Origin of the sequence: Streptomyces flaveolus, from assembly GCF_044765825.1 — a bacterium.
GTDB lineage: Bacteria > Actinomycetota > Actinomycetes > Streptomycetales > Streptomycetaceae > Streptomyces > Streptomyces flaveolus.
Genome location: NZ_JBIWKU010000009.1, coordinates 330,697 through 346,822 on the forward strand (window position 1 = coordinate 330,697; position 16,126 = coordinate 346,822).

Consider the following 16,126-nt stretch of genomic DNA (forward strand, 5'->3'; position numbering starts at 1 on the left):
ACCGGCCGACGGTTCAGCAGTCGGACTCCACGGACACGGGGGCCTTCGAACGGGCCACCCTCATTCATGAGCCGTCGATGAGCCTCTTCACCTCCGGTGGAAGCTCCGTACCGGAGTAGGCGGCGACGAACTTCGCTTCGCCGGGTGTATCACCGACTGCGATGGCCACCTGGGGGGAGATGCCGGTGACTTCATAGGCAGTCCCCATCGTCCCCGAATCCTCGGTTTCCTCCCGGCCGCCGGTGTCGTCGCAGGGCGGCTCGGTGACGACGCCGAGCTTCGCACCGACGGTGAATTCCACGTTCGCGACGTCCCGGTAGGTTCGGTCCTGGTACAGGATCCGGAATGCACAGGATCCCAACGCCTCACCGTCGCCGCGGCTGTCCGCCGTGCACGCGACCGCCGACACCATCACGGCCGCCAGCGCCATGGACCGTCCGACCCAGCTCATCAGAACCTCCTCACCGGCGGGCCTTCAGCCCGCCGTCGTGTCCGACCTCATGAGGAGGACGGGGAGGACGCCGTGAACGTTCGATCGGCTGGAGCGGCTTGTTCGTTCGCCCGGCGCATCCGCTCCCCCACGCCACCGTGGCGCTTCCGACGCGGCGGACGCCGATGTCACGCCCAGGTGACCCGCATGCGGCCCTCGGCAAGGATGTCGAGCACCAGGGCGACCAGGTAGATCAGATCAGGACCGTTGGAGGACGGATCTCCGCGTCCTCCGACAGCCGGGGGTCGAGCGTGCCGTCGTCCGGAACCAGCCGTACTCGGCATCCCGGCCGGCCCCGCACCTCGGCGCAGACGCCCCAGGGGTGGCCCGGTTAGGACTCCCCCAGGGCATCCCGCGTCTCCCCGCGACGACCCGCGCCTTGGCGCCTCAGCAGACCGCCGCTTCTTCCACCGTCGGTCGCACCTTCAGGACGGTGTCCACTCCGGTGAGTTCCAGGAGACGGGTCACCTGCTGCGGCGGCGCGGCCACACGGAAGTCGGCCGCTTGGTGGGTGTGGATCAGCAGATTGAGCAGCGTCGAGTCCGCGAAGGTGATGCCGGAGGCGTCCAGAACGACCTTCGGATGCTGCTTGGCGGCGGTGTCCAACGCGTCCGCCAGGGACGTGATCGAGTTCATGTCGTATGCGCCTCGTGCGCCGACGACCCAGGCACCGCACCACTCGTACTGGACCACCATGGTCTGGTCCATGGCCTGCAGCCGACTCCCGTGGGTGTCGCTCGAGCCCCCTTTGACCGCTTCATCCGTAGACACCTGCGGGACCCTCCTGTGTCTCCCCCGCCAAATACTGTCACCTGTTGCGCGAAAAGTATGTCATGTATTAGGCGTCAGGCAAAGACGGTCCCTAAAATGCTGAGCATGGTTGAAGTTCCTGGATCTCACACCGGATGGACGTTCGTCACGAACCACGCGCGCGTGCTGGCGGCCATCGCCGACAATCCGAACGTCCGGATCCGCGACATCGCCGCCCACTGCCGGCTCACCGAGCGCGCCGTCCAGCGGATCATCTCCGATCTGGAGCAGGACGGCTATCTCTCCCACACCCGCGACGGGCGCACGAACACCTATCGCATCGAGCCGGAGAAGGTTCTGCGTCACCCGGCGGAAGCCGGCCTGACGGTGGCCGCGCTGCTCTCCCTGCTCGTCCAGGACGAGACCGACCGCGGACGGAAGTCCGGTGTCCACTCGTCCCGCCTGGTCGATTCCGGCGGAGGACGGTAGAGGCAGACCCGATACACGTCGTGCGTCTACGTCTTCGACGGGTACCATGCCCGCTCCGCGCCGGTCACGGCGGCGGAAAGGGAAGGGCCGCTTCGACCTCCCCAGGTGTCGCAGCCCTTCCCCGCCTGCGCGTGACTACCCACCCGGAGCGGCCTCACGCCTGTGTCTTTCAGGGCTGAGCGGCCGGGCTGTCGGGCAGCAGGGCGAAGATCTGGTCGAGGCCGACGATGCGCAGTACGCGCAGGGTGTGGTCGGGGACCGCGGCGAGCGCGACGTCGGCCTGCGCGGCCTGGGCGTGGTTGCGGACGACGATCAGGGCCGTGATGCCGCTGGAGTCGCAGAACGTCAAGCCGGCCAGGTCCAGGACGAGGCGCTGCCCCGGCCGGAGGACGAGCCCGGGGAGCAGTTCGCGCAGGCGGCCGGCCGTCTCGTAGTCGAGGTCTCCGAGGATCTCGAGAACGGGGCCGGTGGGGACATCTCGGGTGGTGATCTTCAGCGGGCTCATGCGCTTGTTCTCGTCTGAGGGTCGGAGGCGGGGACGCCGAGGGCGAGCAAGGCGGTGTCGTCGTCGAGACCGTCGCCGAAGTCGTCGAGGAGACCGGTCAGAGCCTGGATCAAGGCCTGGGGGGACCTGCCGGCCTGACGCGTGGCGAATTCGAGCAGGGCGTCGTCCCCGAAGAGCATGGCGCGGTCGCCGCCGGTGCGGGCTTCGGTGAGACCGTCGGTGTACAGCAGCAGGGTGTCGCCGTCGCCGAGGACGGTCGTGGCGGTGGCGAAGGCCGCGTCGGGCAGGACGCCGACGAGGAGGCCACCGGGGGTGGGCAGGAACTCGGCTGTGCCGTCCGCGCGCAGCACAACGGCCGGGGGATGTCCGCCCGAGGCGATGCGGACGGTGACCCGCCCGGTGGCGGGGTCGGTGTCGAGGATGCCGTAGATGACGGTGCAGTAGCGCGGATCGCCGCCCGTGTAACGCTCGTGGAGCACCTTGTTGAGGGTCGTCAGGGCGGAGACGGGTTCCGGGTCGTGCAGGGCTGCGGCGCGCAGGGTGTAGCGGGTCAGCGAGGTGACCGCGGCGGCCTGCGGGCCCTTGCCGCACACGTCACCGAGGAAGAAGGCGAAGCGCCTGCCGTCGAGCGGGAAGAGATCGTAGAAGTCGCCGCCCAGCCGGTCGGGGGACGCGGCGCGGTAGTGCACGGCCGCCTCCATTCCCGGCACAGGAGTGAGGGTGGCCGGAAGCAGCGACTGCTGGAGCACGGCCAGCGCGTCCTGGAGCCGGGCCCGGTCGGCCTCCGCCTCTTTGCGTGCCTCCTCCGCCGCCTTCCGGGCTCGCAGGAGTTCCTCTTCGTAGGCGCGGCGGTCCCGGGCGTCGAAGACGGTGGTCCGGATCAGCAGGGGCTCGCCGGTGCCGCCCCGCTTGACGGCGGAGGAGACCAGTACCGGTATGCGGCCGCCGTCCGCCTGTTTGACCTCCAGGGCGATGCCGCTGATCTTGCCCTGCATCCGCAGCAGGGGCGCGAAGTGCGTCTCGTGATAGAGCTTGCCGCCCACGGTCAGCAGGTCGGTGAACCGCATCCGGCCCACCACTGCCTGCCGCTCCAGGCCGAGCCAGTCCAGCAGCGTGGAGTTGATCTTGGCGATGGTGCCGTCCATCAGCGTGGACAGGTATCCGCACGGTGCGCTCTCGTAGAGTTCTTCGGCGCTGTCCTCCAGCAGCGCGGCGAATGCCGCGTCGGGTGCCTTCTCGTTGTCCGGCTCGTACGGGTCGGGCTGCTGCCCGGTGCGGCACATCACTTCAGGCGCGCCAGGAATGCGGTGATCGCCTCGTTGGTGGCCTCGGGCGCGGACAGGTGCGGGCAGTGCCCCGTGGCGTCGAGCGTGACCAGCCGGGAGCCGGGGATCGTCCGGTGGACGAAGGCACCGACCTCCCGGGGGGCTATCACGTCCTGGGTGCACTCCAGCACCAGCGTCGGTACCGTCACGCCCTTCAGGTCGTCGCGCGAGTCCGAGAGGAACGTGGTCCGCGCGAAGACCGCCGCCATGTCCGGGTCCGTGGCGCAGAAGCTGTTCTTCAGTTCCTCGCCGAGCTCCGGACGGTCCGCGTTGCCCATGATGGCCGGTGCCATGGCCGCCGACCAGCCCAGGTAGTTGGCCTCCAGGGACGCCAGCAGCTCGTCGATGTCGTCGGCACTGAACCCGCCCCGGTAGCCGTCGTCGTCGATGTAGCGCGGGGACGGAGCGACCATCACCAACGCCCCGATCCGCTCCGGAGCCCTCCCGGCGGCCAGCACTCCGATCATCGCGCTCACCGAGTGCCCCACGAACACGGCGTCACGCAGATCGAGGGCCTCGCACACCTCCACGGCGTCCTGGGCGTATCCCTCCAGCGAGGCGTAACGGTCCGGCGAGAACGCGGCCGGGTCGGAGCGACCGGAGCCCACGTAGTCGAACAGCACCACCCGGTAGTCCTCCACCAGGGCGGGCACCGTCAGCCGCCACATGTTCTGGTCGCAACCGAAGCCGTGCGCCAGCACTACCGTGCGGCCCAGGGGGTTGCCCGTGACCGTCACATGGTTCCTGCGCTCGATATCCACCGCGTCACTCTCTCAGCCCGCGCCCACTGCTCCCGCACCGGCCCGATCGGCGGCGGCGTCGGTGGCATCGCGCTGAGAACAGCGGAAGGCGCACTCACCAAGCGAGTGCTCCCGATTCCTGGAAAAAGACCATGAGATAGATCACTCGGGGCATGAGGGCAAGGAGAACGACCGCGGCGAGGACCTTCGCGCACACCGCCGTCCTGCCGTGACCTTCAGTCGGCATGGCCGCTTTGGGAGGAAACACCGGCGTGGACGGTTGCGGATGCCGCTGGGATGCCAGCGCTCACCGTGCCGTCCCCAGGTCAGGTGCTCGGTACGGCAGTTGTGCGGTCCGCCAGGGTCCGGCCCGCTGTCCGCCCCTGGGATGCGGCCCCGTCCACGTCCAGGACGACCGAGGACTCCAGCTGGTCCACGGCGTAACGGGTGAGCGGCGACTCCCCGCGGCCGAGCAGCCGGGCCGGCCTCTGGGCGGCGCCCGCCGCGGTGTGGGCGACCGGCAGGAGAACGTGGCCGATGCGCACCCGCTTTCCGTGCGCCCGCTGCACCGCCCGGATCGCCTCGTCCCGGTCGTACGGCACCGGGTCGGCGATGTTGTACGCGCCCGGCGGCCAGTCGGCGGCCGAGAGGCAGGCGTCCGCGAGGTTCTCGACGGCCGTCAGGCTGAGGTGCCCGCGCCGCCGACGGATCAGCGGGACGGACCGTGCCAGTCCAGCACCATGACCGTCGCGTCGTCCTGGAGGTCGCCGTGGCAGGCTTCCCGTACGGCAGCCGTCAGCGCGCGGACGGTCTCCCTGGGGTGCAGGGCGCGGGTGTCCCGGAGGAGCGTGGTCAGGCCGACGGCAGCGGCACCGCGGTCCTGCATACCGTCGGTGAGCAGGACCAGCCGGTCCCCGGGACGCAGGTGCAACTCCTGCAAGGCGTAGGGAATCGGGGAAGCCACGCCGAACGGAAGGTTCACGGCGAGTCTGACCTCCTCCACGGTCGCGTCGCGCACCCGCAGAGGCCAGGGGTGGCCGGCGTTGACCAGTTCCGCGACGCCTGTTTCCAGGTCGACGCACAGCAGTTGTCCGGTGGCCAGGCCGCGTCCGTGGGCCAGCAGGGCCTCATGGGCGTGGTGGGCCTGTTTGAGGGCGTCGCAGCCGCCGCGTCTGGCCCGGCGCAGTGCGCCGACCAGCAAGGTGGCCAGCAGCGCCGAGTCGGTGTCGTGGCCCATGGCGTCCGTGATGGACAGGTGCAGGGCGTCACTGTCGAGGCTGTAGTCGTACGTGTCACCACCGATGTCGTCGGCCGGGACCAGCCCCGCGGCCAGGGTGAACTGGTCGGCCTCGCAGCAGGAGGCCGAGGGCAGCAACTGGTGCTGGATCTCGGCGGCCATGCTGGTCCGGGTGGTGCGCTGGCCCACGTGATACAGGTCGGTGAAACGGCGGTCGGTGACAATGATGTAGGCCAGCGCGTGCGCCGCCTCCCCCACCTGTCCGAGGACCCTGTCATCGGCGTGCTGCAGGGTCACCTCCAGCACGCCGATGCAGTCGCCGCGGTTGCTGACCGGGGCGATGATGCGCTGTCCGCCCTGGCCGTCCGGTTCCACACGCCGGCGCTGGCTCCGCAGGACGCTGTCGTAGATGCTGCCTTGCAGATCGATCGGCTCGGAACTGGCCGCGAGGTCACCGTCGACGGCCGCGGGCAACCGCACCAGCCGTTGACCGATGAGGTCGACGAACAGGAACGACACCCGCTCGGCCCCGAAGCGCTTCTGCAGATCCCGCGCCACCACGTCGACGGAGCGTCCGGGCGGTGCCGCCTCCGCTGCGGCCAGCAGCTCTCCCAGTTCCAGATCTCCACCGTCCACGGCAACCTCCTGTTCAGTGCCGTCACGTCTTCCCCGCAATTATTCGAAGTCACCCGCCGGGGCCGAGCCGACGACGGCCCACGGAGCCGAACAGGCCTTCGTACGCGGAACGCGGCGTCCGCCCCCGGCCGTTGGAGGCCGGCAGCCGCTTCGTGGAGAAGTGCTCCGAGGCGGCACCCTTCGCGGCCGGGGACGGCCGGTCGCGCCTCGGGGCACCGGCCCCGCGGGCGTGGAGGCGCAGGGTTCCCACTGCTGCGTCCGCGGGGCCGATGCGACGTCCAGTACCCCTCGCTCCATCCGTTACGCCGGATACGGTCCCGCAAGTCCGGTTTGATCACCCGAAGCCCTTCCTTCGAGGAGCGAGCAGCTCGGAAGGGCGCACGCAGAAGGGTGGGTCCGGCCCCTGTCGGACCGAACCCACCCTTCGAACTACGCCGTTGACGGTGGCGCTGACCGTGCCGCGTTCAGTCAGCGGCGGGCATCACCATCGATACCAGCGGCCCTTGCGGCCACCACTGGCCGCCGGACGTACGACGAAGCCCAGCAGCCACACCACCAGGACGATCACGGCGAGCCACCACAGGGCCTTGAGCGCGAAACCCGCGCCGAAGAGGACCAGGGCCAGAAGAAGAACCAGAAGCAGGGGAACCATTGTTATCAACCTCCTGGCCGACGTGTGCTCTTATCTCGCCCCTACAAACACGGAATCGGCGCGTTCCTTTCACGGAATCGGGGGCATACGCGCACACTTCGATGTTCCGCGGCCGTGACTCACAGGTGGCTCTCATCGTCGCCTTGTCCCGCCCACGGCCACGCCTCCTAGGTTCGCGGCATGACGGGAAAACACATCGACAAGTCCATCACCCGGCGCCGGGCCATCACCGTGACCGGCGGCGCGGTGGCGGTGGGCGGACTGGCCGTCGCGGGCTACCAGTCGGCCTTCGCCGACACGACGACAGCGACCGCCACGGACACCGCGGCGCCGGCATCCGCGACCTCGTCCGACGGCGCCTGCATGCAGCTGATGACGAGCGTCACCGAGGGGCCGTATTACCTCGACGGCGCTTTGGTGCGCAAGGACATCACCGAGGGCAAGAAGGGCGTCCCGCTCACCCTGCGGCTGACCGTCGTCGACGCCACCGACGGCTGCACCCCGGTACCCGGCGCGGCCGTGGAGATCTGGCACTGTGACGCCTGGGGTTACTACTCGGGCTACACCACCGCCAACCCGGGTGGTTCGGCCCCGGCCGAGAGCGAGGACGGCACCACCGCGAACGACAAGACGTATCTGCGCGGTTATCAGATCGCCAACGCCGACGGCGTGGTCAAGTTCGAGACGATCTTCCCTGGTTGGTACACCCCTCGCACCTGCCACATCCACGTCAAGGTGCACACCGGCGGCGCGAAGAAGGACGGAACCTACGAGGGCGGCAAGGTCAACCACACCGGTCAGTTGTTCTTCGACGACGGCATCGCCGAGGAGATCTTCACCCTGGAGCCGTACGCGCAGCACAGCGGCGACTACACGAAGCTCGCCGACGACATGGTGTACGACGACACCGGTGCGGCCGGGGGCCTGCTCACCCTGAAGGCCGTCCACAAGAAGGACCCGGCGAAGGGGTACAGGGGGTTCCTCACCCTGGGCGTCGACCCCGACGCGGAGAACACCGGCGCCGGCAGCGGTGGCGGAGGCACCCCACCGAGCGGCGCCCCCTCCGGCGCCCCCTCCGGCGCCCCGTCCGGCCCTCCGCCGAGCGGCGCCCCCTCCGGGCCGGCGTCACCGTCGGCCTCGGCCTCCTCGTAGCCGCCCGTGATCAGCCGCGAGGACGAGAGGCCGGCACGGGCCGCGGTGTCCGCGTTGCTCGGGCAGCTGACTCTGGCACCGCAGCCCGGACTGCCCGACCCACGTGATCTCACCGCTCAGGCCACCGGCCGGGACCACCGTGCCCTGCTCTGGTCGGCGAAAGCCCTCGCTCCCGGCCTCGCGGCCATGGCCGCCGCCGCCCGCCGCACCGGAGCGCCCACGCCCGCGTTGCGCGCGGAGTTGAGCGCCATCGGACGGTGCACCGAGCACTCGGTGGACCTGGCCGGCGGCGGCCACCGCGGCGCGTTGTGGACGCTCGGCCTGCTGGTCGCCTCCGCAGCGCTCGCCCCGTCCGCGCGGGGCCCCGAGGTCACCGCGACGGCACAACAACTGGCCGCCCACCACGACGGGGCCACGCCTCGGCGGCCGTCACGCGGCTCCGCCATGTCGGCGCGGTACGGCGCGGCCGGCGCCCGCGGCGAGGCACGCGCCGGCTTCCCGCACGTACGGCGGGCGCTCACCGTACTCGAAGCCGCCCGCTCGGCCGGCGCCGCCGAGGCACAGGCACGTCTCGACGCCTTGCTCACCGTCATGTCCACGCTGCAGGACACCGGACTCCTCCATGCGGGCGGCCCGGCCGGTCTCCGCCACGTCCAGGCGGGCGCCCGTACCGTCCTGGCGGCGGGCGGCACGGCGACGCCGGCGGGCGCCGAAGCGCTGACCGCCCTGGACAGCGACCTCCTCGCACGTTCCTGGAGCCCTCGCGGCAGCGCGGGGCTGCTGGCGGGGGCCCTGTTCCTGGACGCGCTCCCGCTCTCGCCCGGAACGGCAACGCCGCGGGTGCGACCGTCACTTCTTCGAACGTGCTGACCGGCGCAACCGAACGGCTGTCGCAGTCGTCCTACACCGATGTCCCACCGGACACACCAGGCATCGGGCAGGAGCGCAGTGGCGTCGAGAAGACGAGTGAGGATCGCGGTCGCCGTCGGCGTGGCCGTGCTGACGGCCGCCGGGAGCGCGGTGGCCATCGCTGCCGACGACGGCCGCCGGGTACTCCCCCGCGCCTCGTACGACCCGTTCCGCGGATCGGCCGCCGCACAGGAATGGGTCGCCTACGGTGACCACGCCGCCGTCGTCCGGGTCACGCGGGAATCGGCGGCCGAGCCCGATCCGAAGGACGGCGACTACGTTCCCCGCACCGTCACCGCGACCGTCACCCAGGTCATCTGGTCGAGGCCCGGGGCGCCGCGCCTGCCCGAGGAGTTCACCCTGCGGGCGCACGGCTGGTACACCACCCTCTTCGGCGGCAGGGAGGAAGCCGCACGCGAGGGGGCTCCCCGGCTCGAACCCGGCCACACCTACGTCGTAGGGGTCATCGGCACCCGGAGCGGGGCGGAGCTGATCGGGGACGACGCCGCCCTGCCCTACGACGACGAGACGCTCGGCCTCGGAGAGCTCGAGGGCCGCGCCGTCGCCCCCGACGCGTACCGCAGGGCCGTCCGGGGGCTGCCCGAGGACGCGGTCGCCGAGTTCGCCGTCGCCGAGACCTACAACCCCCGGACTCTGCGCGACGTCCAGCGGCTGCTGGAGGGCACCTCACCGCGGAACGTCTACCGGCGCGCGGCGTTGAGCGGCCTGCACACGGACCTGAATCTGGACCGGAAGGCGGACCGGCCCGTCGACGACGGCACGGGTGACCTCCCCGGCCGGACCCGCCGCAGCGTCCCCGCGCTCGATTCCGGCACCGACTACTTCCTGACCGTTTCCTGCTCCGGTCGCAGCGAGGCCGTCACGGTCCGGCTCACCGTCAACGGGACGCACACCACACGCCGACTGCCGTGCAACACGAGCGGCGATCTGGTGGCCGTCAAACGGCCACGCGGCGAGGTGACGTACGAGATCGCCTCCGACGGGACCGGTGTCGGAGCCGTCGCGTGGAACCTGTCGGAAGCCCCCGGGACCGCCGACGGACATCGGTGACCTCAGGGCCGGCGGTGAAGCTCGCCGGTCCTCGAACGGAAGGTGCGGCGGTAGGTGTCCGGAGGAACGCCGACCGTACGGTTGAAGTGGCGGCGCAACGTCGCGGCGGTGCCCATGCCGGTGGCCGCCGCGACGGCGTCGACACTGTCGTCGGTGGTCTCCAGCAGTGCCTGCGCGTGGCGGATCCGCTGGGTCAGCAGCCACTGCAGCGGGGTCGTACCGGTGGCGGCCCTGAAGTGGCGGCCCAGGTGGCGCGAGCTCATCCGAGCGCGGCGCGCGAGGTCGTCCACGGTCAGCGGCTGGTCGAGCCGTTCGAGGACCCAGAGGAACAGTTCCGCGAGCGGGTGGCTGTCCGGGGCGGGCACCGGGGTGGCGACGAACTGGGCCTGGCCGCCGTCCCGTTGAGGTGGCACGACCAGGCGGCGGGCGGCGGTGTTGGCGATGGACGATCCGTGGTCGAGACGGACCAGGTGCAGACACAGGTCCATGGCGGCGGCCTTGCCGGCGGACGTGAGCACGCTGCCGTTGTCCACGTAGAGGACGTCCGGGTCCACCGTCACGCGGGGGTAGCGGGCGGCCAGGACATCGGTGTGCGCCCAGTGGGTGGTCGCCCGGAGCCCGTCCAGCAGACCGGCCGCGGCCAGCACGAACGCGCCCGTGCACAGGGAGGCCACGCGTGCGCCCGCCTCATGGGCCGCGCGCACCGCGTCGACCAGTTCCGCGGGAGGGTCCTCGTCGACGTCGGCCCAGCCGGGGACGATCACGGTGCCGGCGTGCGGGAGCCGGTCGAGACCGTGGTCGGGTTCCAGCGCGAACCGGCCGGCCCGCACGGTGCCCGGTCCGCAGACGACGACGTCGTACCAGGGTCCCGGCACACCGGCCGGAGCCGAGCCGAAGACCTCGTAGGCCAGGGCCAGTTCGAAGTGCAGCATCCCGTCGGTGACGGCCAGCGCGACTGAGTTCACGTCCGGAATTGTACGCATCATGTCGTTCCGGACACTCGTGCGGGGCGGCGCTTGCCCGACAGGATGATCCCGACGGAACCGAACGGATCCATCCGAGCGAAGGACGCACATGACGGCGGGGCGCAGGATCACGGTGTACGGCGCATACGGGCACACCGGGCGTTTTGTGGTGGCGCAGTTGCGGGACCGCGGGTTCGTCCCGGTCCTCTCGGGCCGCGACGCCGACGAGCTGAAGGCACTGGCGGCGGAGTTCGACGGTGAGGAGGACGTCCGTCCCGCCCCGGTCGGTGACCCGGCCTCGCTCGACCGCGCGCTGGCCGGCGCGGCGGCCGTGCTCAACTGCGCCGGCCCCTTCGCGGAGACGGCCGCCCCCGTGATCGAGGCGGCCCTGCGCGCCGGCCTCCCGTACGTGGACGTGGCGGCCGAGATCGAGGCCAACCTCGACACGTTCGCCGGCTTCACGGACCGCGCCCGCGCCGCGGGAGTGAGCGTGGTACCCGCGATGGCCTTCTACGGCGGGCTCGGCGACCTGCTCATCACCGCGGCGATGGGTGACTGGACGGCCGCCGACGAGGCACACATCGCCTACGGGCTGAGCGGTTGGCACCCCACCGCCGGGACGCGTGCCGCGGGCGCGGTGTCCCGGCAGCGGCGCGGCGGCCGGGGCATCCGCTACACCAACGGGCGCCTGGAGTACCACCAGGACGCCCTCCCGACCCTGGACTGGCCCTTCCCCGACCCGATGGGCCCTCGGGCCGTCCTCGGGGAGTTCACCATGGCCGACGTCGTCACGGTCCCCAGCCACCTGCCCATTCCCGAGGTGCGTACCTATATGACGGTCGAGGCGGCCAGGGACCTGACGGCCCCCGACACCCCGGCACCGGCCGCGGCCGACGAGCACGGGCGGTCCGCGCAGACCTTCCTGGTCGACGCGGTCGTGCGCTCGGGCGGCCGTGAACGGCGTGCGGTCGCCCGGGGCCGGGACATCTACGCCATCACCGCGCCGCTCGCGGTGGAGGCGGTCGACCGCCTCCTCACCGGGCGGACCAGGGCGACCGGAGTCGCCTCCGCCGGCGCGATCTTCGACGCCCCCGACTTCCTGCGCGCGCTGTCCGCGCACGTCGTCGTCGACCTGGAACTGCACCTTTGACATCCTCTCCCCCCTGGAGGGGGGAGATTCCCGCCTACCGTGCCGTTGGGGGCTGCGGTGTCGGGTGGGTTCCTGCTTCGCTGCGCGGTGCGGGCACGGGTGCCCGTCTTACCTGCGCTCCACAGGCTGTCACGGCCAGTCCGGCCGTCTTGGCGACGTTGACCGCCGCGTTGATGTCCCGGTCCAGGACCACCCCGCATGCCCCGCAGGTCCACACACGCACGTGCAGGGGCTTGGGGCCATCCTTGACGCCGCACTGCGAGCACACCTGAGACGTGGGCTCGAAGCGTCCGATCCGGACGAGGGTGCGCCCGTACCGGGCGGCCTTGTACTCCAGCATGGCCACGAACGCCGACCATCCGGCGTCGTGCACGGACTTGGCCAGGCGCGTGCGGGCAAGTCCCTTCACTGCCAGGTTCTCCACGGCGATCGCTTGGTTCTCGCGGATCAGCCTGGTGGAGAGCTGGTGGTGGAACTCGCGGCGTGCGTCCGCCACGTGGGCGTGTTCCCGTGCGACGCGGACCCTGGCCTTGTCCCTGTTCCTGCTGCCCTTCTCCTTACGGGAGAGGACACGCTGCGCCTTCCTCAGGCGCTTGGCGGCCCGGCGCAAAAAGCGCGGGCTGTCAATCTTCCGGCCGTCCGACAGGACCGCGAAGTGCCCCAGCCCAAGATCGATGCCCACCTCGGACGTGGTCTGCGGCCACATCTTCTCTGCACCGGTCTCCACGACGAAGCTCGCGAAGTACCGGCCAGCACTGTCCTTGACCACGCTCACCGTGGACGGCGTCGAGGGCAGACAGCGGGACCACTTCACCTTCAAATCACCGATCTTCGGCAGGCGCAGCTTTCCACCAGCGGTGATCGACCAACGGGCGTTCGCCGTGAACCGCACCGCCTGCCGGGTGTCCTTCCGCGACTTGTACCGGGGCGCACCCATGCGCGGGCGCCTGCCCTTCAGCCCGTCGAAGAAGTTCTTGTACGCGGCGTCCAGATCGCGCAGGGACTGCTGGAGAACGACCGCCGACACCTCGCCGAGCCAGGCCCGTTCCGGCCGGCTCTTGGCCTCGGTGATGAGCTGCTTCGACAAATCCCCGGTCTTCGGGAACGGCAGGCCCTCACTGCGGGCCGTCTCCCGAACGCGCAGCGCATCGTTGTAGACCACCCGCGCGCACCCGAATGCCCTGGCCAAACCCATGCGCTGACCGGCACTCGGATACAGGCGGAAGCTGTACCGAAGCTGCACACCGATCACGGTACACATTCCGCATGCACGTTCATTGGGTTTCGTGACGAAGTACCGGCACCCCGTCTTCGCCGGCCGGCACCTGACACGGTGCGAGGAGACCATGCGGGCCATGTGCGGGGGCTTCGAGGCCAAGCTGATCGAGTTCAACGGCGAGAACAACCACGTCCACCTAGTCGAGCCCACCCCCGAAGGTCACCGTATCCAAGCTGGTCAACAGCCTCAAGGGAGTCTCCTCCCGGCGGCTGCACCAGGAGTTCCCCGACCCCGTCCGCCACTACTGGCGGGCACAGCGCCTGTGGTCCGGCTCGGACTTCTCCGGTTCCGTCGGCGGCGCACCCCTCAGCATCGTGAAGCAGTACACCGAGCAGCAGAACCGGCCGCTCTGACCTGGACTGAGGTGAACAGCGCGGATCCATGCACACATCTGTGGCCAGAGCAGTTCTCAGATTCGGTAGCGGGCTCGCCCCCTTACACGCCGGTGCGCTCTTGACCTTGACACGGTGACAAGGTCTTCACTGCTCGCCGAGGAGGTGGTCTCGATGACGGTCACGGGACAGGACACGAATGCGGATACGGCGCGAGTGCTCCAGGGGTTGGAGGACGGCCGTTCGTCCGTGCGGCTGCGGGCTGCTCTGGCGGCCGGCACGACACCCGACCCGCGCTTCGTCGGCACACTCGTCGAGCGTTGCGCGGTCGAGCCCGAGTTCTTCGTCCGCGACATGCTGACCTGGGCGCTCACCCGCCATCCGCTGTCCATGACGCTCCCCCGGCTGCTCCGCGAGGTCCGCTCGGTGCGCGCGCAGGCACGGAGCCAGGCGCTGCACACGCTGTCCAAGATCGGGGACCGGCGGGCGTGGCCGGCGATCACACCGGCGCTCCTGTGCGACGCCGAGGACGAGGTGGCGCGCAGCGCCTGGCGGGCCGCGACGGTGCTCGTGCCGGACGGTGAGAAGTCGGCGTTGGCCGCGGTGCTGGTGACGCAGCTCGGGCGCGGCGGACGGGAGACGCAGGTGAGTCTCAGCCGCGCGTTGGTCTCGCTGGGTGAGGTGATCGTGCCGGTGCTTCTTGCCGCGGAGTCGGCCCCCGAGCCGCTGGTGCGCGCGCACGCGCTCGCCACACAAAGGCTGCTGCGTGACCCGGACGCCGCGTTCGAGTTCGTGATCGAGGAGGCGAAGCGCATCGTGGCTCTCGGCGGGTCCGGCCATGCGGGAGGATAGGACGTGTTGATCGGTGAGGTGGCGCGACGGTCCGGGGTCAGTGCCCGCATGCTCCGGCATTACGAGTCGCTCGGCCTGGTGCGCCCCTCGGCTCGGTCGGGCTCCGGTTACCGGGAGTACTCCGGGGAGGACATCCAGCGGATCTTCCAGATCGAGAGCCTGCGGTCGCTGGGGCTGTCGCTGCGGGAGATCGGACGCGCGCTCGACGATCCCGGCTTCATGCCCTCCGTGCTCGTCGACGGCCTCATCCGCCGGACGCGTGAACGCATCGCGGCGGAGACCGAGTTGCTGACGCGGTTGCGCCGGATCCATGCCGCGGAGCCCGCCGGCTGGGAGGACGTCCTCCAGGTCGTCGCGCTCCTTCAGGCACTGGGCTCGAAGAGCGCCGACGCACGCCAGCGCGCGGCCCTCTCCTCGGCCGCCGAGGTACCGGTGGAGGCCCTGGTCGAGGCGGCACTGAGCGAGTCGGACGCGAATGTCGCCGGAGCCCTTCGATGGGCGCTGGCACGATCGGGCGACGGCGGCCCGGCACTGCTGGCGCAGGCACTCGGCTCACCCGCGGCCGCCGTGCGGGAACGTGCCGTCCGTTCCCTCGCCGAGCTGCCCGGCGACGAGGCCACCGAGCAGTTGCGCAAGGCCCTCGCGCACCCCGACGTCGTGGTCCGCGGACAGGCGGCTCTGGCGCTCGGGACACGCGGTGGGGCCGACGCGGTCCCGACGCTCATCGACATGATCGTGGAGGGAAGGAACGACACCGACGCGGCCGACGCGCTGAGTGTGCTGGCACGCGACACCACTACGGCGGACCGGATCGCGACCGGTCTCGTCGACCGCCTCGCCCAGGAGACCACTCGAGCCCCCGCTCGTGGACGGCTGACCCAGGCACTGGCGGACATCCCGGGGGCGCGGGCATCGCGTGCCCTCGTGGAGCTGTCGCAGGACGCGGACCGTGCCGTGGCACTGACCGCGACGTACCTTCTTCAACTCCGCGAGGCACGCTGACGTCTGTTCCCGAACGTTCCCGAAGACTTCCCGTGAGCGACCGGGTGCGTCGAGCAAGCATATGACGATGTCCCAGGGGCACGTGGAGAGCAACGCGAACTTACGCATCACCGCAAGGAGGAGAGTCGTGTCGTTTCTCTGGGCCATCATCGCGGGACTCATCATCGGCCTGCTGGCCAAGCTGGTCCTCCCCGGGCGCCAGCCCATCCCGCTGTGGCTGACGACCATCCTCGGCATCCTCGGGGCCGTCGCCGGCAACGCGCTCGCCACCGCCTTCGGCGTACGGGACACCGGCGGCATCGACTGGATCCGGCACGTCCTGCAGATCGGCGTTGCCGCCCTGCTCATCGCTCTCGTCACCCCGTACTGGGCCCGACGGCACGCCTGAGGCACGGAAAAAGGGGTGTGCCCGTCGGCAAGTGGCCGACGGGCACACCTTTTTGCGCAGCCCGCCGGCCCGGCAACCCCCGGCTGCGACGGGCAGCCGGGGCCCCGGGTTCTCTTACCGCTTGTGGCCGTTGCCGTGTCCGTCGGGGTGCAGGACCACTTTGGTCCAGCCCTCGTCACGGGCGTCGAAGTGCTCGTAGGCG

The 16,126-nt window shown here is 70.7% G+C and carries 18 protein-coding genes and 1 pseudogene; 9 read left to right on the forward strand and 10 right to left on the reverse strand.

The window, feature by feature from the left end; genetic code table 11:
- Positions 1–64: 64 nt before the first annotated feature.
- On the reverse strand, positions 65–451 hold the full coding sequence (locus ACIRG6_RS27115) for a DUF6281 family protein (protein WP_403324849.1): 387 nt from the start codon (positions 449–451) through the stop codon (positions 65–67).
- A 426-nt stretch (positions 452–877) separates the two neighbouring features.
- Complete coding sequence (locus tag ACIRG6_RS27120) at positions 878–1,198, reverse strand: STAS domain-containing protein (RefSeq protein ID WP_364683569.1); 321 nt, start codon at positions 1,196–1,198, stop codon at positions 878–880.
- A 168-nt stretch (positions 1,199–1,366) separates the two neighbouring features.
- On the opposite strand from ACIRG6_RS27120, the gene ACIRG6_RS27125 reads away from it, so the two are divergent.
- The gene (locus ACIRG6_RS27125) at positions 1,367–1,729 is read left to right on the forward strand and encodes a helix-turn-helix transcriptional regulator (RefSeq protein ID WP_318216112.1); all 363 of its coding nucleotides are present in this window, start codon (positions 1,367–1,369) and stop codon (positions 1,727–1,729) included.
- Positions 1,730–1,898: 169 nt separating this feature from the next.
- On the opposite strand, the gene ACIRG6_RS27130 is transcribed toward ACIRG6_RS27125, so the two are convergent.
- The 6 genes from ACIRG6_RS27130 to ACIRG6_RS27155 form a co-directional block, all read right to left on the reverse strand.
- Positions 1,899–2,234, reverse strand: a complete 336-nt coding sequence (locus ACIRG6_RS27130; protein WP_318216111.1) for an STAS domain-containing protein — start codon at positions 2,232–2,234, stop codon at positions 1,899–1,901.
- Positions 2,231–3,517 carry a PP2C family protein-serine/threonine phosphatase gene (locus ACIRG6_RS27135; RefSeq protein ID WP_403324850.1) on the reverse strand — a complete coding sequence of 429 codons (1,287 nt, stop codon included), beginning with the start codon at positions 3,515–3,517 and terminating at the stop codon, positions 2,231–2,233. The genes ACIRG6_RS27130 and ACIRG6_RS27135 overlap by 4 nt, the downstream gene beginning before the upstream one ends.
- Positions 3,517–4,320: an alpha/beta fold hydrolase gene (locus ACIRG6_RS27140; RefSeq protein ID WP_364683564.1), complete on the reverse strand. Its 804-nt coding sequence runs from the start codon at positions 4,318–4,320 to the stop codon at positions 3,517–3,519. The genes ACIRG6_RS27135 and ACIRG6_RS27140 overlap by 1 nt, the downstream gene beginning before the upstream one ends.
- Positions 4,321–4,625: 305 nt before the next feature.
- Positions 4,626–4,901 (reverse strand): hypothetical protein, encoded by a 276-nt coding sequence (locus tag ACIRG6_RS27145; protein ID WP_403324851.1) that lies wholly within the window; start codon positions 4,899–4,901, stop codon positions 4,626–4,628.
- 107 nt (positions 4,902–5,008) lie between these two features.
- On the reverse strand, positions 5,009–6,172 hold the full coding sequence (locus tag ACIRG6_RS27150) for a PP2C family protein-serine/threonine phosphatase (protein ID WP_403324852.1): 1,164 nt from the start codon (positions 6,170–6,172) through the stop codon (positions 5,009–5,011).
- A gap of 481 nt (positions 6,173–6,653) precedes the next feature.
- Positions 6,654–6,824: a hydrophobic protein gene (locus ACIRG6_RS27155; protein WP_189232907.1), complete on the reverse strand. Its 171-nt coding sequence runs from the start codon at positions 6,822–6,824 to the stop codon at positions 6,654–6,656.
- Positions 6,825–7,004: 180 nt separating this feature from the next.
- Between ACIRG6_RS27155 and ACIRG6_RS27160 the strand changes: the two genes are divergently transcribed.
- From ACIRG6_RS27160 to ACIRG6_RS27170, 3 genes are all read left to right on the forward strand, one after another.
- Entirely contained in the window at positions 7,005–7,976 is a 972-nt protein-coding gene (locus ACIRG6_RS27160) for an intradiol ring-cleavage dioxygenase (RefSeq protein ID WP_403324853.1), read from the forward strand.
- 6 nt (positions 7,977–7,982) lie between these two features.
- On the forward strand, positions 7,983–8,846 hold the full coding sequence (locus ACIRG6_RS27165) for a triphosphoribosyl-dephospho-CoA synthase (protein WP_403324854.1): 864 nt from the start codon (positions 7,983–7,985) through the stop codon (positions 8,844–8,846).
- Positions 8,847–8,942: 96 nt separating this feature from the next.
- Positions 8,943–9,956, forward strand: coding sequence for a hypothetical protein (locus ACIRG6_RS27170; RefSeq protein ID WP_403324855.1), 1,014 nt, complete (start codon positions 8,943–8,945; stop codon positions 9,954–9,956).
- A 2-nt stretch (positions 9,957–9,958) separates the two neighbouring features.
- On the opposite strand, the gene ACIRG6_RS27175 is transcribed toward ACIRG6_RS27170, so the two are convergent.
- Positions 9,959–10,939, reverse strand: coding sequence for a helix-turn-helix domain-containing protein (locus tag ACIRG6_RS27175; RefSeq protein ID WP_403324871.1), 981 nt, complete (start codon positions 10,937–10,939; stop codon positions 9,959–9,961).
- 91 nt (positions 10,940–11,030) lie between these two features.
- On the opposite strand from ACIRG6_RS27175, the gene ACIRG6_RS27180 reads away from it, so the two are divergent.
- Positions 11,031–12,071 (forward strand): saccharopine dehydrogenase family protein, encoded by a 1,041-nt coding sequence (locus ACIRG6_RS27180; RefSeq protein ID WP_403324856.1) that lies wholly within the window; start codon positions 11,031–11,033, stop codon positions 12,069–12,071.
- 34 nt (positions 12,072–12,105) lie between these two features.
- On the opposite strand, the gene ACIRG6_RS27185 is transcribed toward ACIRG6_RS27180, so the two are convergent.
- Positions 12,106–13,314, reverse strand: coding sequence for an RNA-guided endonuclease InsQ/TnpB family protein (locus tag ACIRG6_RS27185; protein WP_403324872.1), 1,209 nt, complete (start codon positions 13,312–13,314; stop codon positions 12,106–12,108).
- A gap of 23 nt (positions 13,315–13,337) precedes the next feature.
- On the opposite strand from ACIRG6_RS27185, the pseudogene tnpA reads away from it, so the two are divergent.
- The 4 genes and pseudogenes from tnpA to ACIRG6_RS27205 all read left to right on the forward strand — a co-directional run bounded on the left by tnpA (position 13,338) and on the right by ACIRG6_RS27205 (position 15,924).
- A pseudogene (gene tnpA / locus ACIRG6_RS27190) lies at positions 13,338–13,703 on the forward strand (IS200/IS605 family transposase).
- Between the two features lie 153 nt (positions 13,704–13,856).
- Positions 13,857–14,534, forward strand: coding sequence for a HEAT repeat domain-containing protein (locus tag ACIRG6_RS27195; RefSeq protein ID WP_403324873.1), 678 nt, complete (start codon positions 13,857–13,859; stop codon positions 14,532–14,534).
- Positions 14,535–14,537: 3 nt separating this feature from the next.
- Positions 14,538–15,536, forward strand: coding sequence for a MerR family transcriptional regulator (locus ACIRG6_RS27200; RefSeq protein WP_403324857.1), 999 nt, complete (start codon positions 14,538–14,540; stop codon positions 15,534–15,536).
- Positions 15,537–15,663: 127 nt separating this feature from the next.
- Complete coding sequence (locus ACIRG6_RS27205; protein ID WP_350718594.1) at positions 15,664–15,924, forward strand: GlsB/YeaQ/YmgE family stress response membrane protein; 261 nt, start codon at positions 15,664–15,666, stop codon at positions 15,922–15,924.
- Positions 15,925–16,126 lie beyond the last annotated feature (202 nt).

What these genes read in the sequence shown, in the direction of transcription:
- ACIRG6_RS27160 (WP_403324853.1), top strand. Translation starts at nt 7,005, where the DNA reads ATGACGGGAAAACACATCGACAAGTCCATCACCCGGCGCCGGGCCATC.
- ACIRG6_RS27115 (WP_403324849.1), bottom strand. Translation starts at nt 451, where the DNA reads ATGAGCTGGGTCGGACGGTCCATGGCGCTGGCGGCCGTGATGGTGTCG.
- ACIRG6_RS27155 (WP_189232907.1), bottom strand. Translation starts at nt 6,824, where the DNA reads ATGGTTCCCCTGCTTCTGGTTCTTCTTCTGGCCCTGGTCCTCTTCGGC.
- ACIRG6_RS27175 (WP_403324871.1), bottom strand. Translation starts at nt 10,939, where the DNA reads ATGCGTACAATTCCGGACGTGAACTCAGTCGCGCTGGCCGTCACCGAC.
- ACIRG6_RS27120 (WP_364683569.1), bottom strand. Translation starts at nt 1,198, where the DNA reads ATGGACCAGACCATGGTGGTCCAGTACGAGTGGTGCGGTGCCTGGGTC.
- ACIRG6_RS27135 (WP_403324850.1), bottom strand. Translation starts at nt 3,517, where the DNA reads ATGTGCCGCACCGGGCAGCAGCCCGACCCGTACGAGCCGGACAACGAG.
- ACIRG6_RS27130 (WP_318216111.1), bottom strand. Translation starts at nt 2,234, where the DNA reads ATGAGCCCGCTGAAGATCACCACCCGAGATGTCCCCACCGGCCCCGTT.
- ACIRG6_RS27180 (WP_403324856.1), top strand. Translation starts at nt 11,031, where the DNA reads ATGACGGCGGGGCGCAGGATCACGGTGTACGGCGCATACGGGCACACC.
- ACIRG6_RS27125 (WP_318216112.1), top strand. Translation starts at nt 1,367, where the DNA reads ATGGTTGAAGTTCCTGGATCTCACACCGGATGGACGTTCGTCACGAAC.
- ACIRG6_RS27195 (WP_403324873.1), top strand. Translation starts at nt 13,857, where the DNA reads ATGACGGTCACGGGACAGGACACGAATGCGGATACGGCGCGAGTGCTC.